The 24825-nt window shown below is 46.6% G+C and carries 21 protein-coding genes; 18 read left to right on the top strand and 3 right to left on the bottom strand.

Annotated elements, in window-relative coordinates; genetic code table 11:
• Window positions 1-97: 97 nt before the first annotated feature.
• The 7 genes from NFS31_RS05580 to NFS31_RS05550 all read left to right on the top strand — a co-directional run bounded on the left by NFS31_RS05580 (window position 98) and on the right by NFS31_RS05550 (window position 9587).
• Window positions 98-1948, top strand: coding sequence for a glycosyltransferase family 4 protein (locus NFS31_RS05580; RefSeq protein WP_251492450.1), 1851 nt, complete (start codon window positions 98-100; stop codon window positions 1946-1948).
• A gap of 89 nt (window positions 1949-2037) precedes the next feature.
• Window positions 2038-4056, top strand: coding sequence for a glycosyltransferase (locus NFS31_RS05575; RefSeq protein WP_251492448.1), 2019 nt, complete (start codon window positions 2038-2040; stop codon window positions 4054-4056).
• Between the two features lie 57 nt (window positions 4057-4113).
• Window positions 4114-4692 carry a hypothetical protein gene (locus NFS31_RS05570; RefSeq protein ID WP_251492446.1) on the top strand — a complete coding sequence of 193 codons (579 nt, stop codon included), beginning with the start codon at window positions 4114-4116 and terminating at the stop codon, window positions 4690-4692.
• A gap of 79 nt (window positions 4693-4771) precedes the next feature.
• Entirely contained in the window at window positions 4772-6817 is a 2046-nt protein-coding gene (locus NFS31_RS05565) for an NUDIX domain-containing protein (RefSeq protein WP_251492444.1), read from the top strand.
• Window positions 6807-8375, top strand: coding sequence for a hypothetical protein (locus NFS31_RS05560; RefSeq protein WP_251492442.1), 1569 nt, complete (start codon window positions 6807-6809; stop codon window positions 8373-8375). Before NFS31_RS05565 ends, NFS31_RS05560 begins: the two co-directional genes overlap by 11 nt.
• Window positions 8376-8422: 47 nt before the next feature.
• Window positions 8423-9040: a nucleoside/nucleotide kinase family protein gene (locus NFS31_RS05555; protein ID WP_251492440.1), complete on the top strand. Its 618-nt coding sequence runs from the start codon at window positions 8423-8425 to the stop codon at window positions 9038-9040.
• Window positions 9030-9587, top strand: coding sequence for a hypothetical protein (locus tag NFS31_RS05550; protein WP_251492439.1), 558 nt, complete (start codon window positions 9030-9032; stop codon window positions 9585-9587). The genes NFS31_RS05555 and NFS31_RS05550 overlap by 11 nt, the downstream gene beginning before the upstream one ends.
• 213 nt (window positions 9588-9800) lie before the next feature.
• On the opposite strand, the gene NFS31_RS05545 is transcribed toward NFS31_RS05550, so the two are convergent.
• Window positions 9801-11849: a M13-type metalloendopeptidase gene (locus NFS31_RS05545; protein ID WP_251492436.1), complete on the bottom strand. Its 2049-nt coding sequence runs from the start codon at window positions 11847-11849 to the stop codon at window positions 9801-9803.
• A 369-nt stretch (window positions 11850-12218) separates the two neighbouring features.
• Here NFS31_RS05545 and NFS31_RS05540 point away from each other — a divergent pair, with 369 nt between their 5' ends.
• From NFS31_RS05540 to NFS31_RS05520, 5 genes are all read left to right on the top strand, one after another.
• Window positions 12219-13514 (top strand): aminopeptidase P N-terminal domain-containing protein, encoded by a 1296-nt coding sequence (locus NFS31_RS05540; RefSeq protein WP_251492434.1) that lies wholly within the window; start codon window positions 12219-12221, stop codon window positions 13512-13514.
• A gap of 90 nt (window positions 13515-13604) precedes the next feature.
• On the top strand, window positions 13605-14117 hold the full coding sequence (locus NFS31_RS05535) for an aminopeptidase P family N-terminal domain-containing protein (protein ID WP_251492432.1): 513 nt from the start codon (window positions 13605-13607) through the stop codon (window positions 14115-14117).
• The gene (locus NFS31_RS05530; protein ID WP_251492430.1) at window positions 14105-14662 is read left to right on the top strand and encodes a M24 family metallopeptidase; all 558 of its coding nucleotides are present in this window, start codon (window positions 14105-14107) and stop codon (window positions 14660-14662) included. Before NFS31_RS05535 ends, NFS31_RS05530 begins: the two co-directional genes overlap by 13 nt.
• A 58-nt stretch (window positions 14663-14720) precedes the next feature.
• Window positions 14721-15974: a peptide ABC transporter substrate-binding protein gene (locus NFS31_RS05525; RefSeq protein WP_331482531.1), complete on the top strand. Its 1254-nt coding sequence runs from the start codon at window positions 14721-14723 to the stop codon at window positions 15972-15974.
• Between the two features lie 112 nt (window positions 15975-16086).
• Window positions 16087-17007 (top strand): ABC transporter permease, encoded by a 921-nt coding sequence (locus NFS31_RS05520; RefSeq protein WP_251492426.1) that lies wholly within the window; start codon window positions 16087-16089, stop codon window positions 17005-17007.
• 200 nt (window positions 17008-17207) lie between these two features.
• Here the strand turns inward: NFS31_RS05520 and NFS31_RS05515 are convergent, their stop codons facing one another.
• Both NFS31_RS05515 and NFS31_RS05510 read right to left on the bottom strand, forming a co-directional pair.
• Window positions 17208-18506, bottom strand: a complete 1299-nt coding sequence (locus NFS31_RS05515) for a tyrosine-type recombinase/integrase (RefSeq protein ID WP_251492424.1) — start codon at window positions 18504-18506, stop codon at window positions 17208-17210.
• 102 nt (window positions 18507-18608) lie between these two features.
• Window positions 18609-19238, bottom strand: a complete 630-nt coding sequence (locus tag NFS31_RS05510; RefSeq protein ID WP_016301857.1) for a helix-turn-helix domain-containing protein — start codon at window positions 19236-19238, stop codon at window positions 18609-18611.
• A gap of 175 nt (window positions 19239-19413) precedes the next feature.
• On the opposite strand from NFS31_RS05510, the gene NFS31_RS05505 reads away from it, so the two are divergent.
• The 6 genes from NFS31_RS05505 to NFS31_RS05480 all read left to right on the top strand — a co-directional run bounded on the left by NFS31_RS05505 (window position 19414) and on the right by NFS31_RS05480 (window position 24789).
• A complete protein-coding gene (locus NFS31_RS05505; protein ID WP_016301858.1) occupies window positions 19414-19644 on the top strand; it encodes a helix-turn-helix domain-containing protein in 231 nt (76 codons plus the stop codon).
• A gap of 658 nt (window positions 19645-20302) precedes the next feature.
• Entirely contained in the window at window positions 20303-21805 is a 1503-nt protein-coding gene (locus tag NFS31_RS05500) for a MobA/MobL family protein (protein WP_251492422.1), read from the top strand.
• A 111-nt stretch (window positions 21806-21916) separates the two neighbouring features.
• On the top strand, window positions 21917-22774 hold the full coding sequence (locus NFS31_RS05495) for an NUDIX domain-containing protein (protein WP_016301860.1): 858 nt from the start codon (window positions 21917-21919) through the stop codon (window positions 22772-22774).
• Between the two features lie 46 nt (window positions 22775-22820).
• Entirely contained in the window at window positions 22821-23255 is a 435-nt protein-coding gene (locus NFS31_RS05490) for a GNAT family N-acetyltransferase (protein ID WP_016301861.1), read from the top strand.
• Entirely contained in the window at window positions 23224-23964 is a 741-nt protein-coding gene (locus NFS31_RS05485) for a M24 family metallopeptidase (protein ID WP_016301862.1), read from the top strand. The genes NFS31_RS05490 and NFS31_RS05485 overlap by 32 nt, the downstream gene beginning before the upstream one ends.
• Window positions 23965-23988: 24 nt before the next feature.
• Complete coding sequence (locus NFS31_RS05480; RefSeq protein ID WP_251492420.1) at window positions 23989-24789, top strand: KilA-N domain-containing protein; 801 nt, start codon at window positions 23989-23991, stop codon at window positions 24787-24789.
• Window positions 24790-24825 lie beyond the last annotated feature (36 nt).

Raw genomic sequence — 24825 nt, 5'->3', positions numbered from 1 at the left:
AGAAAAAAGTGGGTGATTTTTGAAAAATAGGTTCTGAAAGCCCCATGAAATAAGGGCTGAAGATTCCGAGAAGTTATGAAAATCCCAAGGAGGAAACGTGTTTGAAAAAAGATATGTGATTTTTATTTCCGATCAATTCGGCTACCGGAGCGGAGGAAGCAACACGGTTAATATTGAGCTGTGCATTGCGCTCAAACAGATCGCCAGGGGAGAGGATGAGATTGTGTCCCTCGTTATCAACTGCGAGGATGGCTGCCGTATCAAGGCTTTGGAGGAGAGAGCACAGGAACTCCGTATCCAACTGGTTCACCAGAATATCCTGGAAAAAGAGATATCTGAGAAGGAGTGCGATGAGATTTGCCGCCGTATTTTTGGCTATGAGAATGAGGAGGGGTGGAAGAATGCGGTCTGGATTGGGCATGATATTTTTACCGGCCATCATGCGATCCGTCTGGCGCGATTTACGAAAAGTATCAGCGTTGCTGTCATCCACACGGATTATGACACGATTGAAGGGCTGAAGGGCGTTAATAATCAGGGGTTTGTGAAGGAGGGGAACCAGAGATGGATTATTGAGCAGGCGGATAAGGTTTTTGCGGTTGGGCCGCGCCTGATGGAACGGGTTCGGGAAATCCGGGAGTCTGAGATATATGAATTAATTCCCGGCCTTTCTTTTTTTCAGGAAAATCAGATTTTCAATAACAGGGCGATTATTACATATGGGCGGTTTGAGGAAACAGTGGCCCAGGTGAAGCAGGTGCGCCTGGTGCTGGCGGCGTTTGGAAGGGCTGTTGATATTATGAATAACAACCGTGATTATGTACTGCACATTATAGGGACAGCGGACAGGGAGGAAGAAAAGCGTTTAAGGGGCATAGCGGAGGAGTACGCGAATGGACGGAGGCTCAGCATCAATTTTCTGAACTATACGCAGGACCGGAAAAGATTATATTCATATTTAAAAAATAATTGCGCAGGGCTTATGGTTTCAATCAGCGAGGGTTTTGGCATGACCGGGTGGGAGATGATATCTGCCGGTATTCCGCTGATTCTGACAAAAAAGAGCGGGCTGTATGATTATCTGGTATCGCGGTTCGGATTCAGGATGAACGGCCTGTGCCTTCCGGTCGATTTGAAGGGAAGCTCGGATCAGCATCTTTGCCGGGAGGATGTGGAGACGGTCGCCGGACGGATTGTAACGGTATTCAGGAATACAAAGGAATTAAGGGAGGCTGCCTCGGAATTAAAAGAACTATTGCGGGATGATACATGGTATAAGGCGGCGGAACGGCTGGCCGGGGGGATTGGGCTTCCGATTGAGAATTCAGGCAGCGCACAGATATATAGTGCAACTTACAGGACGCGTAAGGCCTGTATTGAGGAACTGCTTAACGAGCTGGAGCTGCGGCCGGATAAAAGACGGTTTCTTATTTTTTTCGGGGGGATTTCAAGCGCCCTGTGCAGGGAACGGGCAATCCGTAAAATAGATAGGTGGCTGCAGGAGGATCCGAAAAGAAAGCTTTTTTTATGCTATGAATCGGGAAATGCGGCAAGCGAGCGCGCGAAGGATCTGGACGCCAGAAAGCTCCCGCAGGACGGCCTGCCGGGCGATCCAAAAGAGCGGATGATAGCAAAGGAAAAAATGGTGGTGGAAAGTGTGAAACGCTATTCACAGCAGGTTCAGAGAAGGATTGTACTGATCCGGCTGGAAAATCAGCCCCTTACTTACAGCATCGTGTCAGGCCGGGATATTTATTTTACTGTTTTGCTGGAGACAAGAAGCTCGGAAAGCATGACCATGAAAATCAGGGATAATTCAATCGAGGAGAAGAGAAAAATCATTGCCAGCATGGAGTATATCATACAAAAACAAAAAACAGGAGGAGAGGAGGAAGAGCTGCTGGATATTTTACGCCAGTTGCAGACGGCTGATTTCTGGAGACAATGAGTGTGGAGGCGGCGAATAACGAATTATAAAGTAACAGCAGGGAGAGCGGAAGTGTTACTTTAAATTATGATACAAAGGAGAAAGTAATTATGGAAGGGATCGAGAAGGCGATTGTTTTTGTTGCCGATTTCTGGGGAAGCGAAAAAGGAGGAGTGAATGTTGTAAATCTGGAATTATGCAGCAGTATGGGATATATTGTGACCGGAAAAACAAGGGTAATCGCCCTGATCCTGAACGGTATCGTTTCAGACATGCAGATCGAGAAGGCGAAAAGGAATAATGTATATATTGTGCGTTATCAGAAGGATAAGAATGAGGAAAAGCTGCATTATGATCTGATTGTGAGAAAGGTTCTTCAGGAGGGAGGGATAAAAAGGCAGGCAGAAATGATTTGGGTGGGCCATGACATCCATACAGGCAACGAGGCATGCGAGCTCTCAAAGTACAGTAAAACAAGGCTGCGGATGCAAAGTATATTTGCGTTGATTATTCATACGCCATATAACCTGAGGGAGGGGTTTAAGGAGCACGGACAAAGGCTGAGTAAGTTAGGAAGGCAGGAAGCTCTTTTACTTGAAGCAGATCATATTTTTTGCGTCGGGCCGCTTCTTAAAAAACTTTTGAAGGATGAATACCATATTCAGAGAGATATAGATGAGATTATCCCGGGATTAACATCTGCAGACAGCGCCGAGGGGTGTGGGAGATATCATATCCTGACATATGGGTATGTGCTGGATGATTCTGATATTCAAAAAAACTGGAAGGAGGTCTGCTGGGCGCTTGCAAAGGCATTAAAGCGGCTAGGGCCGGATAAATACAGGCCGGAGCAATTTCCCGTCGTCGTCTGTGGGCTGAATGATGAGGCTAAAAAGGAAAAGTTGTATCAAATGGCAAAAGATATGATAGATGAAATTGAAGATGTAACAGGTGTCAGGATTACGCTTGAGTTACATAATTTCCAAACAGACAGAAGAAAGCTGTTAAGCCAGCTTAAAAGAAGCAAACTGTTTGTTTTGAATTCGGAGCTGGAGTCCTTTAGTTTGTCGGCGTGGGAGGCAATTTCCATGGGGATTCCTGTTATTGTGACAGAATCGTCGGGAGTTTATTACTATCTGGAAAGCCGATTTGGTTACCTGGCCAACGGGCTGTGCGGGGTAATCCGCAGGGACATAGAACATATAAACAGGCTTGACCGCGCAGAACATGATAATGCAGAACCTTTGGCGAGGGTTCTGCGCGATATCATTGATAATCTCCCGAAAATGGAATATTCTACAAAGTACCTGCTGAAGGAACTGCAGGACTGCACCTGGACAATGGCAGCGGCTAAGATGGCAAAGGCGCTGCGCCTTGATTACGGCGAGGATTTTATTGTGCGGGAGGAGAACAACTGTTATGAAACCGTTTATTATAAACGGGAAACCGTATTTAATATGCTTTACCATCAGGCCGAGAGATTTGAAATTACGAACCGGATTATTTTCTTTGGCGGCATTGCGACCCGGCTGACAGAGGGAGATTTCACGAAATGTCTGTTAAAACTGATGAGCTCCGGCAAAGGTAGGAAACTTGATATCTACTACTGTTATGAGACGGAGGAAGCGATCCGGCAGAGAGAAGAGATGCAGGCGCTGGAAGGCATGGAACAGGCCAGAACGGAGGAGAAGCGGGAGAAAATCCGCAAGGCAAATGAGGAAAAGCAACGGAAAAAAGCAGAGCGGATCATTCATATAAAGGAAGTATTCCAGGAAGAATATGAAAAATTGAATCTGGATTCCGCACAGGAATGGATGTCTCTTGACTCTGTTCTCTCAAGGATTCATATTATTCCGTTGAAAAAATCGCCGGCGTTTTATTTTAATATTATCGACGAGGATATGTACATCGGTTTTAAATACGAAACCAGAAGTTCTGTCAATACAACGGCAAAGATAAAGAACGAGGAAGCAGGACTTGCAGAGCGTCTTCGCGTGCTGTCTCATATGAGCTTTGTGCTGCAGGACAGTGAAAAAACAGAGGATTGTAAAAGGCTTATGGCTCTGATAGAAAAATTACGAGCATCCTATGAAGAACGAATTAAAAGAGAATTAACAGAAAGGATTTAGCTGTATCAGATGATACATTTAAGATATCTAATATAGTTAGGAAAGGGGTGGAGGTTTATGAGCACAGATACAGCAAGCCATCTTATGGAAGAGTATAAGCTTTTGCGGGAGGAACAGATGTATTTTATGAATAAGGATACAACACTGTCTATCTGCCTATTTTCGGAGGTTTCGGCAGCCCTGTTTCTGTCCGTACAGCACAAGGTGCCGGAGGGCTGCCTGCTGGCATTTCTTATCATCCTGCCGATATGCGTAAAGCTTGCGTACCACCAGAAGCAATCGGCTAAGATAGCAGCCTATTTATCGGAATATCTGGAAAAGAGGCTGGAGATTCAGTGGGAGACGTCAGTACAACGGCTGTCAAAGGTGAAAAGCCGGGAGCGCACCGGGCGTTTTTTGAAATTCTCGGAATGTCCGGTTATGGCATCTGCGGCCCTGGCAACCTATACGTGCCTGTCTGTGGAGCACAGGCTGTGGGAAGGGCGGCAGTTTCTTTTTGTGGTTGAGACAATATTAGCTTTTGTTTTGTTTATCGCCGTTCTGGCATATTCGCGAAATATTTACAGAATGAAGGAGTACCGTGAGAAATATACGGAGGCATGGAGACTGGCGAAGAATGTTCAGGACAACGATTGAGGCTCGTAGGAAAATGTTCCGGTTAATGTTAAACGTATAAAGGCAAAACTAAACATATATTCAAAGGAGAATGAAAGAAATGGATGAATTAAAGAGGATTGACAGTATTAGAACATGTACTAAAGAGCGGTTACTGGAAAAGATTAAATCAGCCCGGTTTGATATTAGCCTGATCGGCCCGATTGCGTTTGATCTCCCCTGGAGCGATCTGGCGGATTCACTGAAAGCGAATTTTAGAAGAGAAGATTTTACAATTCACATTTTAAGGGAGTCGGAGACGACGATCGCCCAGTATGCCCTCCTTACGGCGAGCCAGGAGGAGGACGGCGATTACGGGAACCTTTCCAGAGGAAATTTGATTGGTATTAAGGACAAGGTAATCAGGGAATTGAAGGATCTGTTGGAGGAAAGCAATCAGGGAAATAATATCGAGCCGCCAGAAGATAAATACGCGAAAGAGCTCGGAAAGATTTATTATGAGGAAAAAAGAAAGTATATTTTAAAATCATATTCTATCCATGGATGTGAAAGCTCTTTTAAAGAGTATATAGGGCGATGTGTAGAAGACACAGTGATGGGGACGGAAAATTATTTCTTAGGTCATCCGGAATTTGTAAAGCTTATAACAGAGAACATTTCTTCCGATCCGGAGTTTGTATCAAGGTTTGCCAACCATTTAAAGCGCATTTTGAGAGACGTAATCGCGGGTATTACTTGTTGTCTTGGGAATCTGGAAAATTTACAGGTACTGGAGGAGACAAATAAGTATGGTGGATTAGAAGCAGTCATAGGAAAAAAGGGTCAGACATCTGTTTATGCGAACATAAAAGTAGATATAGGGAAAACGGATATTTCAAAGAGGATTGAGCTTCCGATTGAGAAATGGATCGATGCCTTCACGCCTGAAGCAAGAGAGGGGGATGTGAAATACCGGATTGAGGCAGATAAAATACAGGCAATTAAACGTGCGTCGGATGTAAAGAGACAGAAACTGGAGGAGTATCAAAGGGATCCGAAGAAGAGGCAGCGTCTTTTTATTAAAAATTGCTATATGCCTATACCAATTCCCATGATTAAAATCGACCATGAACTCTTTATTACCATGGCGCTAACCAGATTTGACAATATCGCAAAATTCCAGTATGTGGGCGATGTGGCAGTGGATGAAGAAACCGGGACACATGTAGCAGAGAGCGGAAAGGATGAATACCGTTCCCTGTGGCTGGATGAGTTTGTCCGCTATTATACGGAATACTTTGTGAATGAAAACGGGGCGCAGAAATATTCTACAGAGGAGACAAAGGAGGGGAACCGGAAGGAGGTTATCGATATTTTTGATGAAAATCGAAGCCGGATCGGCATTGGGCCAAGGGACGCTTTCCTTTCTAACATGGCCATCGTAAAATCCGTGGTCTGGGCGCTGATCTTTGACAGGCAAGGGCGAATCCTGATTCACCAGAGAGCAAAAAACGCCAAGGACAACCAGGGCCTGTGGGATAAATCAGTGGGAGGACATGTCAGCACCGAGGATCTCGATACCATTGAAGCAATCAAACGCGAAATCGCGGAGGAACTCTTTACCATTGAGCATGAGGGGCAGGGCGGACATGACAGCGTACAGTGGATGATTACGAATAAAAATAAGATCATTTACCTGGGAGACTGGAAAACGTCGCGTTTTCCCGATCTGGGAGCGTTGAATTTAAGCCCGGATGAATACTACAATTTCTCCCTGAATTATCCAGATATCAATCGGAGAGATTTCAGGCGGGATATAGTCATCACTGAGCGCCTGCTGCCTAACGGGGAGTCTGTGAAGGCAAAATGCTTTGTGGATCCGTATCTGTGCGTGGTTTCAGAGGATTTTGAGATTAAGTCCCTGCAGAATTCAAAATATGCGCTTCTTACGCCAAATGAGTTAAAGCGCTGTGTGCTGCGAAAAAAAATTAAATTGAACGGGAAACGGGAGTATGACGCGGAAAATGGCGTGGAGGAGGAATTTAATCCCACGTCGGATCTGGCTTATCTGGTGGAATCCGCCATCTGGGATGATATTGTGACCGAGTTTGCTAAAAGAATTCGGGAAACATTTTCCAGGGCACAGGAGAACGGAAATGGGAAATAAAGGGTTTATCATAACCCTGACGGGCTCTTCCCAAAGTGGGAAATCTCTGGTAATGAAAAAAATCAGGCAGCTTCGGGAGGAGCTTAAAAGGGACGGGATGGATTTTTCGCCTGTTATTATCAAAAAATATACGACAAGATACCTGCGGCTGGATGAGCTGGAGCGTTCCAGGCATGGAGAGGAAGCAGATGTAGTGTATGTACATCAGATTCCGGAGGAATGTGATCTAGTGTATCAGACATATGGGATACGCTATGGGATGGAGACACAGCGTTTGTCTGAGGAGCTTGACAGGGGAAATTCACCGGTTCTTGTGGTCAATGATATACGGGTTGTAGAAGAAATTAAAAAATTTTTCTCCGGCCGTGTGCTGTCCTTGTATTTATTCCGAAAAATACCAGAGCTGGAGGATTTCAAAAGAGAGGCCCAGAACAGGGGGAATATGTCAGAACAGGAGGTAGTGGCCAGGTATGATAAGGCAGTGGCCATCTACCGGATTTACATAGAAAATATTATCCTGTTTGATAAAGTGATTTTAAATTCCATTGAATATGAGGAAGGGGAGGAGTTGAGCAATCAGACGATTCTTGACATGCAGCTACGGAATGTGCTTCTCCCGATTATCAAAGGTGAAAAGCGCCTCCGCCATAAAATGGAGTACCCAAAACTACCAAGGATCTTTGTCATTGCTGGGAATGCCGCGTCAGGAAAGGATGAGCTGATCCGGGCTCTTCTCTCTATGGGAAAGCTCCAGGCCCGGGTTCTGCCCAAGTATACCATGAGGCAGCAGGAGCCGGAGGATGGGAGGGAGATGATCTGCCGGTATATTCCGAAGAAAAGCTGGCTTGAGAGGCTTAAAAAGGAATATGATGAACAAAGAAGAAGCATCGAAGAAAATCTGAATAAGATGGAGGAACGCTTTAAGGCGGAATTCCGATCTGAATTTGTCAGTTTTGAGCAGAGGCTGAAGGAGCGTACCAAGAATGAGTATGAGCGTTTCTGGAGACTGGTAAAGGAGGAGATGGAGGAAAAGGGAGCCCGGGCAGATGAGATATTATATGAGTATTATGAGGAGAATTCTGCCTATGTGGATTTGACGGATATCAGGGAAAACGGCTACAGGCGGTATATGGATCAGGGGGTGGGGATCTATGAGCGAGGTGATCGCTCTTATATCATTTATGGAAATGATGGCAAGCTATATGGCTGCGATATTACGGAGATTCAGAAATCTTTGGAGGAAAACAGGGGGCATTTTGTGATTGTGGCCAGCCAAATAGGCGTAGTCAACGTGCTGAAGAAGAAATACGGAGAAAAGAACGTCCGCCTGATATATGCCCACTCGGAGATTTCCGCAAGCGAATTTGAGGCAAACGCGTCAGATATCACAAAGGGTGAGAAAAAGAAGGAATTCAGGGAGATCTTGGATAATTACACAAAGGAGATATCTAATTATGACCATGTGACAATCTATGCGAGGACGCAGCTTAATTATGAGCAGACGAGCCGGGAAGAGGAACTGATTGATCAGATGTTTCGTCTGCTGAGGGCATATTAACTGCCGTATTGCAAAAGGGGCGGGCGGCAGCCATTTTAGGAGGAAATATGGCACATATTATTACATTGACAGGGCCGGCACATTGCGGGAAGAGCACAATCAGCCAGTTATTTATGGAGTGTGAGGATGAATATTTCAGACCGATCCATGTTGCTAAATATACAACGAGACCCCAGAGAAAGAATGACGAGGACGTTATATGTGTGGATGAGATTCCGGAGGAGTGTGATCTGATTTATGAACAGTATGGCGTTCGGTACGGGCTGAAGTTGGACACAGTGTATGAATTACTGGAAAAGGGCAGGACTCCGATTATTGTGCTCAATGATATACGCGCAGTTGAGGATATCAAATCCATTCTGGGAAGCTTGGCGGTTTCCATTTTTTTATACCGGAAGGAGCCCGTATACGAAGAATTTTATGAGGAAGAGAAAGAGCGGGCTGGAGAAAGGGTGGAAGACAGTGAAATCGAGAGAAGCGCTAAGACGAGATATGAAAAGGCTCAGGCTATTTTCCGTATCTATATAGAAAATATTCCTCTGTTTGATCAGGTGATTCTGAATACATATGATTTGGGATACACAAAAAAACAGGTAATGTATATCGTAAATCAGCTTGAACAGAATTTTGGCGGCTTGAAGGAGGGCGATGCAGATGTCCATTAGTAAGCGGAATATGGCGAATATTTTTGCAATAGTTGGAAGCAACAATTCCGGGAAGGATGAAATCATCCGGGCTGTTTATGAGCTGGGAGGGCTGCATGCGCAGATTATCCCAAAATTCACTTCGAGAAAGAGAGATAAAGGAGATGGAAAAGAAATAAAGTGTAATTATGACTTTGAAGCGCTGGAAAACGGAAGTTACAATGTAAAATCTCGCGAAGATTATAAAGAGTTTATCTGCGATATTGTCTATAAAAAGAACGAAAATTATTATGGGATTAATTCCCATGAGATATGGAACGGGCTGCGTAACAACCGTTTCCAAGTGATCGCCGTCTCAGAGATCGAGGCAATCAACAGTTTGCGGAAGATATTCGGCGGCCTGGTGGTCCTTATCTATACTCATTCCAGGGAGGAAAGCGAGCCGTCGTCTGAATTTAAGATGTTTGTGGAGAATTTTAATTCGTTTGACCATGTATTGCTGTACGAGAGCCGGAAGGAGGATCTGTACGATCAGTTGTTCCGGCTGTTCCGGGCGTACGAGGCATAATTTAATACCCATATAGTAACAAAAACCGTTTTTAACCTGCATATTTCCAGTGGGCCAAGGCTGGCATGGAAACATGCCAGCCCGTCCGAACTGCTGCCGCAAGGCTCACATAACCCATAACCTGTTACTCAGGCAAGCGTCACAGGCTAACACCTCGCTGTTGATAACATAGTTATGGAAGAGATATTGACTGCCAAAACCAAATCATCCCCCTCACCGCCAAATCCCCACCCGCTCCTCCGGCGCTGTGTACATCGCGTCCGTCTCTTCAATATCATACGTCTCATAAAAGGCATCGCACGAGCTTAAGACAGCGTTCACGCGGATCTTGTTCGGCGCGTGGGTGTCGGTGCGCAGCGAGTAGAGCATGAAGTCCGCGGTGTCCTCCGCCGCCCAGTTATAGGCCATCTGGCTGAACGCGTCGTCTAAGGCGTCGGTATCATCGCCCAGGATGGAGGAGATGCAGGCCGCTGCGCCGAGGTCGGCGATATTTTCCGACAGGGTCAGTTCGCCGTTTACGGGAACACCCATCATTTCATACTGGTTATAATAGTCGATGATGGTCTGTGAAAGCCGCTGATATTCGGCCCGTTCCTCATCGGTCCACCAGTTGTTGTAGTTGCCGTATTCGTCATACAGGGATCCGTTCAAATCAAACGCGTGAGAGACTTCATGGGCAATCACAAAGCCTATGCCGCCCATATTGGCGCCGCGGCTGTTTTCGCGGTCATAAAACGGGGCCTGGAGGATCGCGGCGGGGAAGATGATCTCATTATTGAGCGGGTCGTAGAGGGCATTGACCGTCTGCGGAGGAATGTCCCACTTGCTTTTGTCCGCCCTGCCTCCGAGAAGGCACAGGCCGTGTTCGACGCCGACGTTCATGCTCCGCATGAAATTGGACATCAGGCTCCCGCCCTCAGAGACAGGCGTGACCTGCATCATATCCTTTTCTTCCGGCCACTCGTCCGGATATCCGATTTTGACATTCATAGTTTCCAGCTTGCGGACGGCTTTCTGTTTTGTCGCCCCGCTCATCCAGTCCTGCTTCATGATAATGGATTCATATTCGTCCAGGATCAGGGCTATGATTTCTTCCACGTTTTCTTTATCTTCTTTAGAAAAATGTTCTTCCACATAGATCATGCCGAAATCCCAGGGCAGCAGCTCCTGCGTCAGGCGCAGCCAGATCGTCTCATCGTCCCATTCCTGCGTTATGCCGTAGAGCGCGTTTTCCATGCCCTTATAGAGCCTGGCCATGGCCGCGCTGCCGTATTCGGCCGCGTCGTTGAGCAGGACAAAGGTCGAGTAGGCTTTTAAAGCCTCTAAGTTTTCTTCGGTCAGAAGAGAATTGACGGTTTTCGCCTGTTCCACGTCGATCACAATATAGCTGTCCCGGCCGTCGATCCGCAGGCCCCGGAGCATTTTGTCCACATCCACATTCGAGTAAAGCTCCTGAAGCTCCCCGGCGGTGTAGACATTGTACGTCAGGGACGGATCATACGACTGTTCGATGGTCAGTGTGGAAGCGCAGATATCGCGCAGCAGGCGCATGACAGAATCAGCCGAACGCCGCGCCTCGCTTTCCCCAAGGCCGAATTCCAGGAACATATTTTCGATATAATCCTGATACAGGCTGACATACGCCTGCGTGCCTTCGCCTTCCATATATTCCTTGCCGATCAGGGTGTCGGCGTACAGCATATAGACCGCATACTGATCCGAGTCCGCCTTGTCCTGCATGATGCTGTAGCCGCCGATAATGCTGCTGAAGCCGTATTCGCCGCTAAGGCTTACCAGGGCGTCCACGTATTCCGCGATGCTCTGCGCATTGCGGATACGGTCAATGTGCGGCTTGAGGGACCCCAGACCTGTCTCATTGCGGTTCTCTGTATCCGATACGCATTCATACAGATCCCGTATTTTCTGCTCGCTGGAGCCGGCCTCAAAGGCCGTGCGATCCCGCGACAGCCCGCGGATAATATCATCCATCTCATTGCTGGCAGCGATGTCCAGCTCCCCGAACCAGTCCCAGTGTGCGTCAGCAGCAGACAATTCGATCTGATCCAGAAGCTCTTTATTGATAAATTCATAGTAATCGTCCTGGAGGCGCGGGCCGTCAGCGTCTGTCTCCTGCCCGGAGACTTTGCCGCCCTGCGCGGACAAGCCGTTTTCCAGGGGATTTTTACCCTGTCCCGCCGCGCCGCAGCCGGTGAATACGATGAGCTGTACGGCAAGGAACAGGGCCAGTAATGATCGTTTCATAAATGAGTTCTCCTTTTCCTGTCTGATACCTGGGTAAAACAGCCTGCAAAATAGGAGGCTGAGTGATATATGAACTTTATTATAGGAGGAATTGCTCCGGGGTGTCAACTGTTTTTGCGGGATTGTTTGTCCGGACGCCGCCGATTTACCGGGCCAGCCTGGCAGGGGTGCGAATTAATGCAACGCTGTACCAGTCATTATATTTTAGATTTCCCGCCGTCTGAACTGTTACCCATCTTTTAGTCAAATCCGAAAAAACCTCTTACATTTATTGACATTTATTCGTAATAATTATACAATAAACTTGTTACATATTAGACAATGGTTCAGACTGAGTATGGATAATAGTCTAAAGGAGCAGGAAATACGATGAAGCAGGACTTTCATTACGGCAACAGACAGAGGCTTTATAGGACCCTGCCGGAGGATACGCTGGTTTTGCTGTTTTCAGGCCATGCGAAGAAAAAGACGGCGGATGAGGACTATCCGTTTTATGCGGATCGGAATTTCGTTTACTTAACGGGCCTTGACTGCGAGGGCTTTGTGTTTTTGGCCGAGAAGAGCGGGGGGCGGGTGAAGGAGACGGTTTTTATCCTTCCGCCAAACGCCCGCGATGAGCGCTGGAGCGGGAAGCGGATGCGGGAGACGGAGGCGAAGGAGCGGTCCGGGATTGAGCATACGGCTTTTACGGGCGAGCTGCGGGAGACGCTGCACCGTCTTTTGAAACGAGGGTGTTTTGCCCATGTGGCGCTGGATCTGTATAAGGATCAGGCCGGGGACGAGGATACGGAGGCTTTTTGCATGGCGGAGAGGATACGCCGCGCGGCCCCGGCCGCGCAGCTTTTGAATCTCTCCCCGCATATCCGGAGGCTGCGCACGATCAAGCAGCCGTGCGAGATCGAAGCCATGCGCAGGGCGGCGCTGATCACGCGGGACGGGATCGTGGCCATGATGCGCGCTTCCCGGCCGGGCATGTACGAGTACCAGTACAAGGCGGAATTTGACTACGCGCTGGCGCAGCACGGCGTGCTGGAGCCGGCGTTTCCGAGCATCATTTCAGCAGGGGACAATAATTTCTGCATCCATTATCATGAATATACCGGCCAGGCAAAGGACGGGGATATGGTTTTAAATGACGTGGGGGCCAAGTATGACGGCCTGTGCAATGACGTCTCCCGCGGCTGGCCGTGCAACGGTGTATTTTCCGGGCGGCAGCGCCAGCTCTACCAGTGCGCGTACAATACCTCTGAGCACATGTTTTCTGTCATCCGGCCCGGGATGGCGATGGGGGATGTGGACCGTCTGGCCCGGGAATTTAATTTTGAACAGCTAAAGGCCGTCGGCCTGTGCAGCCGCTATGAGGACGTGGATCGCTATATCTGGCACGGCGGCGCGCATCATGTGGGCTGGGATGTCCATGATCTCGTGGACGCGTCCGTGACGGAGCCGGGCATGGTGTTCTGCGTGGATATCGGGATCTACTGCGAGGAATGGGGCATCGGCTTCCGCCTGGAGGACAACTGCCTGGTGACAGAGGACGGGTGCGAGAACTTAACGGCCGTTGTGCCGCGGAGCATCGATGCGATCGAGGCCGTGATGGCGGGGGACGGCGGCGAGGCGCCTTCCCGGGAACGCGAGCCGGTTCCTGGCGGTTTTCTGGGCTGATCCGGGAGGAGGCACGGGTTCTGGGACGGGCGCTGCGCCGTTCACGCTGCAATTACATACTATGACAGACTGGAGGTACATACAGACGATATGGAGCGTTTATTGGAGCAAATGGAGAAGGCGGGCCTTGAGGCCATGTTTATCAGCCGCCCGGTGAATGTGAAATATGTGAGCGGATATACGGGGGATGATTCGTATCTCCTGATAACAAACCATAAAAAATATTTTATCACGGATCCGCGCTATATGGAACAGGCTTCCATCGAGTGCCCGGATTACATCCTGACAGAGTGGAGAAGCCGCGGCTCTGTGGGGAAGGCGGTCGCGGAGATCGCTGAGAAAGAAGAGCTTTCGGCGATCGGCTTTGAGGACGGCCACATGACGGTTGCGGAGTACCGTTCCTTTGAGGCTGAGGTAAAGGCCGAGCTCGCGCCCTTTGACGGCGTGATTGAGGGCTTCCGCTCCGTGAAGCGGCTGGAGGAGATTGAGTGCCTGCGCGCGGCGTGCGATATCGCGTCGCGGTCCTTTGACAAGATCATAAAGGATATCCGGATCGGCACACGGAAAAGGAGCTGGCGTCCCGGCTTTCCATGTATATGGTGATGGAGGGCGCGGACACAAAGCCCTATGGGAATATTCCCATTTCCGGGCCCAGGACGTCCCTGCTGCACGGGATTCCGTCGTCCAGGGCCATTGGCTACGGCGATCTGGTGCTGATGGATTACGGGTGCCAGTACCACGGTTACCTGTCAGATATGACGCGGACTGTAGTCGTGGGAAGGGCCACGAAAAAGCAGCGGGAGGTCTACGGGCTGGAGCAGCGGATGGTGGAGGCGGTCGAAGCCTTTTTAAAGGACGGCGTATCGGCCGCAGAGGCTTATGAAGAGTCAAGGCGGATCCTGGAGGGCACGGAGTACCTTCCCTGGCATTATACGGGGATCGGGCACGGAGTGGGCATGTTTGTGCATGAGACGCCCTTTATGAGCCCGCTTTCCAAAGACATAGTCCGCGCGGGAAATGTCATGACGGTAGAACCAGGTATTTATATCCCGGGATGGGGCGGGATCCGGATCGAGGATCAGCTTCTCATCACGGAAACGGGAAATGAAAACCTGATAAGCGCTACAAAGGAGCTCATAGAGATCTAGCGGCTGCCGGCAAAGCCCGGCGCGCGGCGGGAAGAAGGGCGTATGCCCTCCTGCCCGCCTGTTCGATCCGGCGGCCGCCTGTCCGTCCAGCTACCTCGGCGCGGTTCTGAAAAACGGCGCGGCGGTGAGCGCGGAGGAGCTTCCGCTCGAGGAACTGGGCGTGAAGGCCCTTGATGACTACACGCTGGAGATCACGCTGGAAAACCCGGCCGACTATTTCCTCGGCATGCTGAGCATGAGCGCGTTTGCCCCGGTCCGCCAGGATCTGGTTGAAAAATACGGCGCGGAATTCGGCGGCGGCGCGGATAAGCAGGCATACAACGGCCCCTTTAAGGTAACGGCTTACGGCGAGGGCAAGCTCGTGATGGCAAAGAACGAGGCGTATTACGACGCGGACAAGGTGAAGCTGGACAGCGTGGAGATCCTGACTGTGGCGGACAAGACGACCGCGGTTTCCATGTTCGACGCGGGCGACCTTGATTTGGTGGAGGTCCCGACCGAGCTCGCTCCCCAGTATGAGGGAAAGACGTTAAGCTATTACAACGGCTCGGACGACTATGCGGCCTTAAACCACAAGAACCAGTACCTGGCCAACAAAAACCTGCGCCTGGCGATGAATTACGCCATCAACCGCGAGGAGTATATTCTCCTGAGCCACAGCGGCCTTTACGACCCGAACCTGCGCTATGTGCTCCCGCAGGTGCACGGCGTGGACGGCGACTACGGGACCGAGTACCCGCTGGAGGCGTTTCCTGTGATCGGCGATCAGGAAAAGGCCCGGGAGTACCTGGAAGCGGCTCTTTCAGAGTTAAATCTTACAAGCGCGTCTGACATCACCTTAAAGCTGGTAGTATCGGACAATGATGCGGCCAAGAAGGAGGCCGAGGTGGTGGTCAACCAGTGGAAGAATGTTCTTGGCATCAATGTGGAGATCAACATGGTTCCGTATGCGACGAGAAACGCGCTTCTCGTTCCGGACAGCGACGAGTTTGACATCATCATGACAGGCTGGGCGCCGGATTATTCGGATCCGTACAGCTATCTGGAACTGTGGTACAGCACCTCCGGATACAACTATTTAAACTATAAGAGCGAAACGTATGACAAGTATCTGGACGCTTCCAAGATCACGAAGGGCAAGGAGCGCATGGATAACCTGTTTAACGCCGAGAAGACGCTTTTGGAGGACGGCGCGTTAGTTCCGCTCCAGTTCCGCGAGATCCAGTACATGGTATCGGATCGCGTGCAGAATCTGGGCGCGTACTTTGTCGGCCTGGACTACAATTTCGTATATGTGGATATGACGGAATAACAGGAATTCCGTTTCCAGTCACCGCAGAGCGCGCCAGGCATGCCTTTCTGCCCGTACGCTTACCTGTCCGGGCCCTGGCGCGCCCTGCCATTTTCAAAGGAGCAGCGCGCCTATGACAAAATACGTTCTGAAACGGATCGGCATCTCACTGGTCACGGTGTTTGTGCTGGTTTCCGTCGTTTTTTTCCTCGCACGGTTAATGCCGGGCGGCCCGTTTAATGATCCGAAGCTTTCCGCGACCGCCCGGGAAAATTTAAACGCCTACTATGGCTTTGACAAGCCGGTGCTCGAACAGTACCTGCAGTATCTAAACAATCTGATCCACGGCAATTTCGGCTTTTCAACGAAATATCCCAGCCGCACCGTGAATGATCTTCTGGCAGGGGCATTCCCCTACTCCGCTGATTTGGGAATCAGGGCGCTCTGTCTGGCCGTGTCCTTCGGACTTGTGTTCGGGATCATTTCGGCCTTAAACAGGGGCAATAAGATAGATTTGTTTTTTGTTCTCATCGCCGTGATCGGCACCAGCGTCCCGGACTTTATTATGGGCGCTTTGCTTCAGCATTTCTTTGGGGTAAAATGGGGCCTTCTTCCTATCGCGGAGTATAAGGGCTTCAGCTATACGATCCTCCCCTCCGTCGGCCTGGGCTTTTACACCATGGCCTCTGTCTCGCGCATCATGCGCGCCAGCATGCTGGAGGTGGTGCAGCAGGATTATATCAAGACCGCCCGCTCCAAGGGGATTTCCCGTTTCCGCGTGACGGTCAAGCACCAGATGCGCAACGCCACCATGCCGGTTGTGACCATGATGGGCCCCACCGTGGCGGCTGTGCTGACCGGGACCTTTGTCATTGAGTCCCTGTTTGCGATCCCCGGCATGGGAAAATACTATGTGGAGAGCGTTCAGAATAACGATTACTCCCTGATTCTGGGAATGACGGCCTTTTACGGCGCGTTCCTGGTGTTCTGCAACATGATCGTTGATATTCTCTACGGCGTCATCGACCCGAGAATCCGCATTGCAGGAAAGTAGGTGGATGATATGAGTGGAAATCAAGCGGAATTAACGAATCAAATGGAGATAACAAGAGACAAATTTCAGTTTGTAAGCTTTTTCCATAAGTTTCCCCAGTTTTCAAGGCTTTGCGCTATGCCAACCTCAAAATATGTATCCTTTTCCCTTGTTTTTGCCCTTATGGGTAGGTTACAAGGGAAAGTTTTTCTTATTCAGTTTTAATTCATTCCCACAACCTTATCCAAGAGTTTTGCAGATTCCCTCTTTGCCTCCCTTGTAGCGTGTGCATAGACATTTATGGTAGTGCTTACGTCCGAGTGTCCTAAAAGTTCCTGCACATCTTTTGGCTGCGCCCCGTTTGATAACAGGTTTGTTGTGTAGGTGTGCCTTAATGTGTGGAAGTGGAACCCCTCTAACTCCGGTACTTTCCTTGCCGCTGTCCGGCAGGCTGTTTCTACGGTGGCTGGAAGTTCCAGACAGCCATCTTCCCTCAGACATACAAAGGAGATTTCCGTATAATCCTCCGGCACATCCTCTGCCATTCCCAAGTTGTAATACTCATAATGTACCCGATTTTTCTCTGTAACTTCCCTGTAGAAATTCCTGTGGTAGAGTCCGCCATACTGCATACGGTTTTTAAGCTGCTGTTTCCTTGCTTTCTTCAGGATGTCAGCGAGGGCGTTCCCAAAATCAACGATCCGCACTTTCTTCCTTTTTGTCGAGCCGATTTCATGCTTATGGGTAGCGCCATTGTAGCGGACGCTTCTGCGGACTGTCAGGCATTGTTCCTCAAAGTTGATATCCTGCCAAGTCAGTCCTGCCACTTCCCCAAGCCTGAGACCTGTGAAATAGGCTATCTGTACAGGTAGGATTGCGTCTTTGCTCCGCTTGCCAAGCTGTGCAATCAGCTTTTGGTACTGCTCAAATGACAGTGGATTGACTTTGCCATTGTCGGTGTCCGTTTCTTCCGCAAACAAGTCCATATCGTCCTTTTTATGCCTCATGACTACATACTGCATGGGATTGAACGTAATGTACTGTTTCGGGAACACCGCAAAGCGGAATGACTGTTGTAATACTGCGGAAAATGACTTTACGTAGTCTTTGGAATATCCTTTGGAAACAAAATCTTCAATCGTGCCTCCAAAAGACATGATATCCATGAACTGCTGCAAATGCCCCGAAGTAACCGTTTTTAGCTTTCGTCTGCTTACAGGGTGCTGTTTAATGCGGTTGATCACCTGAAGATAAGTACCGACAGTTCCATTGCTCAATGTTCCTGTCTTTAATTCTTCCTCTGCCCATGTGTCAAGCAACTGTCCAAGGGTGATATTGTCCGCCTTTGCAATGAATTTCTTGCTTTCGTAATCTTCCATTGCCTGCCTTAACAGCTTTTCCGTTTCGCTTTTGCTTTCTGTTCCTGCATATTCTTTTTGTACCAGATTTCCACTTGCGTCCTCCACATAGAAGCGGTAGTACCATTTTTTTCCTTTCTTCCGAACTGATCCTTTTGCCATAATCGTTTCTCCTTTCGATAAACGCAACCTTTATTGCGTATGGCAATCGGAACTGATGAAATGCTTTCTGCGTGTAAGTATATCATAACTCCGGCTGCCAAGCTATACCGATTCGGATTCTTCCCCCGATACCATAGAAAGAAGATTTGCAAGCCTTATGGTGGCTGTTTCGGGATTTTTGGAATAGAGCCTCACAATATCGCCCATATCGTTAAACATATTTACGGTGTGGGTGATTTCCCTGAGAAACATAATCTCGTTATATTCCTTATTCGATTCAAACCCCATTGTCTGAGCGAGTGCGGCATTTTCCGCATTGTCCTTGAAATTCTTGCAGGCAAACTGAAAAGAATCCACGAACAATTCATATTCCTTCAACATCAGCAGCAGTAAATCTTTGGAAAAATCCGCCTCATCAGGCTTCATATCATAGGGGAGTTTGTTTACGATGGAATTCATCACATCACGAATAAATAATTCCCTATTATCCGTAATGTCCGTTTGGTATTCCTCCGTTTCCCCTTTCAGCCACTTCACAGACACATGGAGTGCTTCTGAAAGACCTTCCAAGACCAGCTTCTTTGTGTTGTCGATTGTTCCCGCCTCATAACGCACGATTGTGGAAGTGGCTACCCCCATCTTCTCTGCGACATAAGGCTGGTTTAATCCCAACTCAACCCTCCGCTGTTTTGCCCTGCTACCGATCAGCTTGCGTAACTCTTTATCTTTCATACTGATACGCCTCCTTTTTCGGTATGGACAAAGTATAGCATAGAAAAAGTAATAATGCAATATGCAACTTAAAAATGATTTTTGAATTGCTATAATGCTTGACAAGAGATTATAAAAGCGTTATAGTAAGCGTACTATTGAAATTGCATTATGCAATTAAAGGGGAGGTGAGTTAATGACCAAAACGAAAATTGCACTATCCATTGAAGAAGCTGCCGATTATACGGGTATCGGGAGGAATACCCTGCGAAACCTTGTAGAGTGGGGAAAACTACCCGTCCTCAAAGTCGGGAGAAAGGTACTTATCAAAATTGATATACTGGAGAAGTTCATGGAAGTGAACGAGGGGAAGAACCTGCGGGATAAGAATGATGTAAAGTCTGTTACAAGAAAATCAGCAGTATAAAAGGCGGCTTCTAAGGAAACCGCCCAATGGTATGTATCAGACCGAAGCCATGATATACCTACACGCAAATAAATTATATCATGTGCTTCCTTTTGGTACAAGCGGAAATTTGGGGAAAGCGGAAAAAGTGAGTTGAAAAAATAAGTTAATTTTGGAACAGCCAACTGAAAAAATCAACTTGTTTTGGTATATTCAGTTAAAAAAATCAACAGATGTTTCGGGCGTCATTTTCAATGTGATGTAAGATTGCTGCAAAAAGTTAACTGACATTTTAGATATTACTTTTTTGCTATCAAGGTTGCACTTTTTACTATCATAAGTGGCAGCACTTTTTGCTATCACAATGATGGCATTCTAAGGCAGATGACAGCATTTTTTGCTATCATGGCGGCTGATTTTACCGGCATAATCCGAACAGTTTCAAGAGAATATTACCTTCTCTTAAAGCCCTCGGCGTTTGAGAGCGAAATACACCCATTGCACAAACTTCGTTTATGCAATGGGGATTTCGCCCTTGCAGGGAGCAAATTCACGCAAGCGTGAATTACAAATGCTGCTGCATTTGTGAGAACCGCCGCCCTCTCCGCTTTCGCGCATCCGCTACTGCCATTTGCAGGAGGGAGGACAAAGCACAATACAAAGGCATTCATTTATCCGCATGAGCAAGCTGCTTGATGTCAGGGGCAGAATCACTTATATATCCAACCATGCAAAACAGGAAAACCTGTATGCAGTCTATGAAACGACAGACCGCTATTATTGGACGGAGCTTGCAAGATTCAATCAGCAGGAATTTCAAAAAAGCGGCACAGAGGGGGAATGTATCGAGGCGAGGGAATTTATCATTGCCCTGCCGGAATCTTTCCCGAATCTCTATGAGCCAGACAAACTTTTACAGTTGTTCACAGACCGCTTTAAGGAAAAGTACGGTGTGGAGTGCGTATCGGCTCTGCACCATAACAAACGAAAAACAAACTACCATATCCACCTTATTTTTTCAGAGAGGGAGAGATTGCCTGAACCCATAGAAAAGACTGCAACAAGGAATATGTTCTATGATGAGCAGGGAAAACATGTCCGCACCAAAAAAGAGATACTTGACGAAAACGGAAATGTCCGCAAAGGCTGTAAGATTGTGAAGAAAGGTGAGATATATGAGCGGAATCTTTTTACCGCCAAGAATAAGCTGTTCAAGCAGGACGAGTTTGTGGACGAGGTAAAGCATTTTTATACAGACCTTATCAATACTTTGGTAAAGAACGACAAAGAGAAACTGCACGTTTTTAACGAAAACGGTCTGTATCTTGCCACTAAGAAGATAGGGAAAAATAATCCGAAAGCGGAACAGATACAGACGGACAACGAATACCGTATGCGTTGGAATCGTGAAGTTGACAGGGCGATTGTAAGCGGCATGGCAGAAACAGAGATACAACAGATAAAAAAAGAGTACATCTCTGACCGCATCAAAGAATCTATTGATTTATTCGGCAGTCAGCCGGAACGGTTTGGAACAATCCTCATGAGTGCAGTTGCAGTATTGGCAATGCTGATTTCAAAGGTGCTGCAAAAAGCAAGGGAACTGTCTGCAAAACTCTTTGATACAGAGCAGATACAACCGCAGATGCCTGTGCAAGAACCTGTCCACCAACCATCCGAAAAGGAAGCACAGACCAAACCGAAGATACCGCCCAAACCTATTATGTCTGCCGAAGCAACCGCCTATCCAAAGCTGTTTAAGATTTACAAGGAACTGAAACGACAGAATAAGATTATTTTTGAGGCAGAAAAAGAACGCAATGCTTTGGAACTTGAGCGTGATGCCCTAAAAGGACTTGCGAAATTTACCAAGAAAGGTGAACTGCAAAGCAAAATTCACCGTAAAAATGAGGAGATTGACATCTTAAAAATCGGCTTGTCCGGCATTGTTAGAAGATATGGTTATCAGAATGTGCAGAATTTTTATCGGATTTACCATAAATCTCATAGTGCTTATATTGCTTATAGGGAACAAGAGGCTGAATGGGAAAAAATTTACGGAAAGGACAATCAAAAACAGGATAGGCAAAGTGTGCTTGAGCGGTTGAAAAATCCGCCAAAGAGAACGACAGATTGCCAGCAACAAATGACGGTTAAGAGCAAGGACCGAAGTGCAAGATAATATTTCAATCCTTGCTCTTACATAACAGTTTTTTAATGATGAATATTGAAAAATATGTTATGATAGGTTTGTAGCAGATAGCTTAAAGATTTTGGAGGAATATATAAAAATATGGAAAAATGGGACTTGTATACAAAATATAGAGAAAAGTCAGGAAAAGAGCAGATTCGAGGAGAAAAGATTCCAAACGGTTTCTACCATTTGGTAGTGCATGTATGGATACGAAATTGCAAAGGGGAATATCTCATTTCCCAACGTTCAGTTAGCAGACCAACATTTCCGCTTATGTGGGAGTGCGTTGGAGGTTCTGTTTTGATGGGGGAAAGCAGTATTGACGGAGCACTTAGAGAAGTAAAGGAAGAAGTGGGACTGGATTTACAACCCGAAGCCGGAAAACTCCTTTTTACTAAAATCCGAGGCACTGATGTTAAATATGAATGCAAAGAATTTAATGATATTATGGATGTATGGCTTTTTGAATACGATGGAGACCTGCATTTGGAAGATGCAACAACGGATGAAGTTGCTGACTGTAAATGGATGACAGTTTCTGAGATTAGAAAGTTATATGAAAACAAGAAGCTTGTGCAGACATTGGACTATTTTTTTTGTGTTATGGAAGCAGATGAACCGGATTACAGCCATATTATTGGGAAAATGGTAGACGGAACTGTTGACAGACCATTAGGCACCGCTCATCCTCGTCATTCGGAGATGATTTATCCAATCAATTATGGATATGTAAATAATGTACTTGCCGGTGATGGAGCAGAACAAGATGTTTATATATTTGGAACAAATAAACCGCTAAAGAGTTTTCGTGGCAAAGTAGTCGCAGTATGGCATCGTTTTGACGATGTGGAGGATAAGTGGATTGTGTCTTTGAATGGAGAAGATATTGCAGAAGAGAAAATATTAGGTGACATTTCATTTCAAGAGCAGTTTTTCTATGGGAAATTGTATAAATAATATTAAATTGCAATTGGTATTTATGGAATAGGAAAGGATGCCCTGTATGGTTAGAGAAATAGAAAAAAATGATTTAGAGGGTTTATTAAGATTGTATATGCAGCTACATAATAATCCCATGCCGGAAAAGACCGCAGAACTATTGCAGATTTGGGATACCATTTTTCAGGATAAAAATCATCATGTGATTGTTGCAGAGGAAAATGGAAAAATCGTATCTTCCTGTGTCTGTGTTATCATTCCTAACCTGACGCACAACCAGCAGCCGTATGCTTTTATTGAAAATGTGATAACGGATGAAAAGTTTAGAAAAAGAGGACTGGCAACGCAATGCCTAAACTATGCAAAAGAGATTGCCATAAAAGAAAACTGCTATAAAATGATGCTTCTCACAGGTTCTAAGGAAATAAGTACATTGGATTTTTACAGAAAGGCAGGGTACAACAGTGATGACAAAACAGCATTTATTCAATGGATATAGCGTGGCAAAGGAAACGCTTGACTTATATTTGGAAATGCAAAACCTAAATCGGGCAGCAATAAAGTATGTTGCTGGCATAATTAAAGTCGGGATGAATCTGGCGGATATGAAAGCATTGTGCGAAAATTATTTGTTGGAACATGGCGCGGATTCCTTTTGGTATTGGGATGTTGGTGCGTTTGTTTTTGCGGGAGATGAAACTGCTGTTTCCGTATCAGGCAAAGATTATAAAGTGACAAATAGAATCATACAGGAAAATGATATTATTACGATTGATTTAAGTCCTCAAAAGAATAACATTTGGGGGGATTATGCAAGAACGCTTGTATTTGAAAATGGCATTTTATGTGATAAAACTGACAAAATAAGAAATAACGAGTGGCGCAGCGGATTGCAGATGGAAGAATATCTGCATAAAACTCTAATTGATGTCGCAACGCCGGACATGACATTTGAAGAATTATATTATCTCATGAATGATGTTATTGTAAAAAAAGGATTTCTTAACTTGGATTTTCTTGGCAACCTTGGACATTCCATTGTGAAAAACAAAAATGACAGAATATATACCGAAAAGGGAAACCATCAAAGATTATCAGATGTTAAAATGTTTACCTTTGAACCGCACATCAGTCTTCCTGATTCCAAATATGGATATAAAAGAGAAGATATCTATTATTTTGATAACGGAAAGTTAATACAATTATAGACCGCATAGATGAAAGGATTTTATATGGGAAAACTAAATGTTGACGGAACAGAGATACAGGTCTTACAGATTGAAGAAGATGATTATATCTCTTTAACCGATATGGTAAGGAAAATTGACAATGGACCTGCTCTGATAGAAAAATGGTTACGAAACAAGAATACAATAGAATTTCTTGGTATATGGGAAGAAATGTACAATGCAGACTTTAATACTGCCGCCTATGAAGAAATCATGCTGGAGGCGGGATTAAACCGCTTTATTATGTCGGTTAAACAATGGGTAACCCGCACAAATTCAAAGGGCATTGTAGCAAAGGCAGGAAGGTATGGCGGTACATACGCATATAAAGATATTGCGTTTGAATTTGCAAGCTGGGTATCTCCACAATTCAAATTATATCTTATCAAGGAATTTGAACGGTTAAAGAAAGAAGAACAGGCTCTGCTTGGCTGGAGTGCCAAAAGGGAATTGGCAAAAATCAATTATCGAATACACACCGATGCAATCAAAGTTAATCTCATTCCGTCAGAGCTTACACCACAGCAGACTTCTATCATGTACGCATCGGAAGCTGATGTGTTGAATATGGCATTATTTGGCATGACAGCAAAACAATGGCGGGATAAGAATCCTGACAAAAAAGGCAATATCCGGGATTATGCGAGCATAAATGAATTGATATGCCTGTCAAATATGGAAAACATCAATGCAGTGCTGATTGAAGATGGGCTGAATCAAAAAGAACGCTTAATAAAACTCAATAAAATTGCAATACATCAGATGTCCATTTTGGAAGAACAGACTACAAAGATTTTGAAGTGATTTAATTCCCCCGAATTCGGGGGAATTAAAATTATT

Source organism: Otoolea muris, assembly GCF_943193115.1.
Classification (GTDB): Bacteria; Bacillota; Clostridia; order Lachnospirales; family Lachnospiraceae; genus Otoolea; species Otoolea muris.
This window is presented reverse-complemented; position numbering and strand designations above follow the sequence as displayed.

Bases quoted from the DNA above. Each gene is read 5' to 3' on its own strand.
- NFS31_RS05530 (WP_251492430.1), top strand. From the start codon at position 14,105: ATGTATATGGTGATGGAGGGCGCGGACACAAAGCCCTATGGGAATATT.
- NFS31_RS05560 (WP_251492442.1), top strand. From the start codon at position 6,807: ATGGGAAATAAAGGGTTTATCATAACCCTGACGGGCTCTTCCCAAAGT.
- NFS31_RS05510 (WP_016301857.1), bottom strand. From the start codon at position 19,238: ATGAAAGATAAAGAGTTACGCAAGCTGATCGGTAGCAGGGCAAAACAG.
- NFS31_RS05540 (WP_251492434.1), top strand. From the start codon at position 12,219: ATGAAGCAGGACTTTCATTACGGCAACAGACAGAGGCTTTATAGGACC.
- NFS31_RS05535 (WP_251492432.1), top strand. From the start codon at position 13,605: ATGGAGCGTTTATTGGAGCAAATGGAGAAGGCGGGCCTTGAGGCCATG.
- NFS31_RS05570 (WP_251492446.1), top strand. From the start codon at position 4,114: ATGAGCACAGATACAGCAAGCCATCTTATGGAAGAGTATAAGCTTTTG.
- NFS31_RS05480 (WP_251492420.1), top strand. From the start codon at position 23,989: ATGGGAAAACTAAATGTTGACGGAACAGAGATACAGGTCTTACAGATT.
- NFS31_RS05520 (WP_251492426.1), top strand. From the start codon at position 16,087: ATGACAAAATACGTTCTGAAACGGATCGGCATCTCACTGGTCACGGTG.
- NFS31_RS05495 (WP_016301860.1), top strand. From the start codon at position 21,917: ATGGAAAAATGGGACTTGTATACAAAATATAGAGAAAAGTCAGGAAAA.
- NFS31_RS05500 (WP_251492422.1), top strand. From the start codon at position 20,303: ATGAGCAAGCTGCTTGATGTCAGGGGCAGAATCACTTATATATCCAAC.
- NFS31_RS05550 (WP_251492439.1), top strand. From the start codon at position 9,030: ATGTCCATTAGTAAGCGGAATATGGCGAATATTTTTGCAATAGTTGGA.
- NFS31_RS05555 (WP_251492440.1), top strand. From the start codon at position 8,423: ATGGCACATATTATTACATTGACAGGGCCGGCACATTGCGGGAAGAGC.
- NFS31_RS05490 (WP_016301861.1), top strand. From the start codon at position 22,821: ATGGTTAGAGAAATAGAAAAAAATGATTTAGAGGGTTTATTAAGATTG.
- NFS31_RS05545 (WP_251492436.1), bottom strand. From the start codon at position 11,849: ATGAAACGATCATTACTGGCCCTGTTCCTTGCCGTACAGCTCATCGTA.
- NFS31_RS05575 (WP_251492448.1), top strand. From the start codon at position 2,038: ATGGAAGGGATCGAGAAGGCGATTGTTTTTGTTGCCGATTTCTGGGGA.
- NFS31_RS05505 (WP_016301858.1), top strand. From the start codon at position 19,414: ATGACCAAAACGAAAATTGCACTATCCATTGAAGAAGCTGCCGATTAT.
- NFS31_RS05485 (WP_016301862.1), top strand. From the start codon at position 23,224: ATGACAAAACAGCATTTATTCAATGGATATAGCGTGGCAAAGGAAACG.
- NFS31_RS05565 (WP_251492444.1), top strand. From the start codon at position 4,772: ATGGATGAATTAAAGAGGATTGACAGTATTAGAACATGTACTAAAGAG.
- NFS31_RS05515 (WP_251492424.1), bottom strand. From the start codon at position 18,506: ATGGCAAAAGGATCAGTTCGGAAGAAAGGAAAAAAATGGTACTACCGC.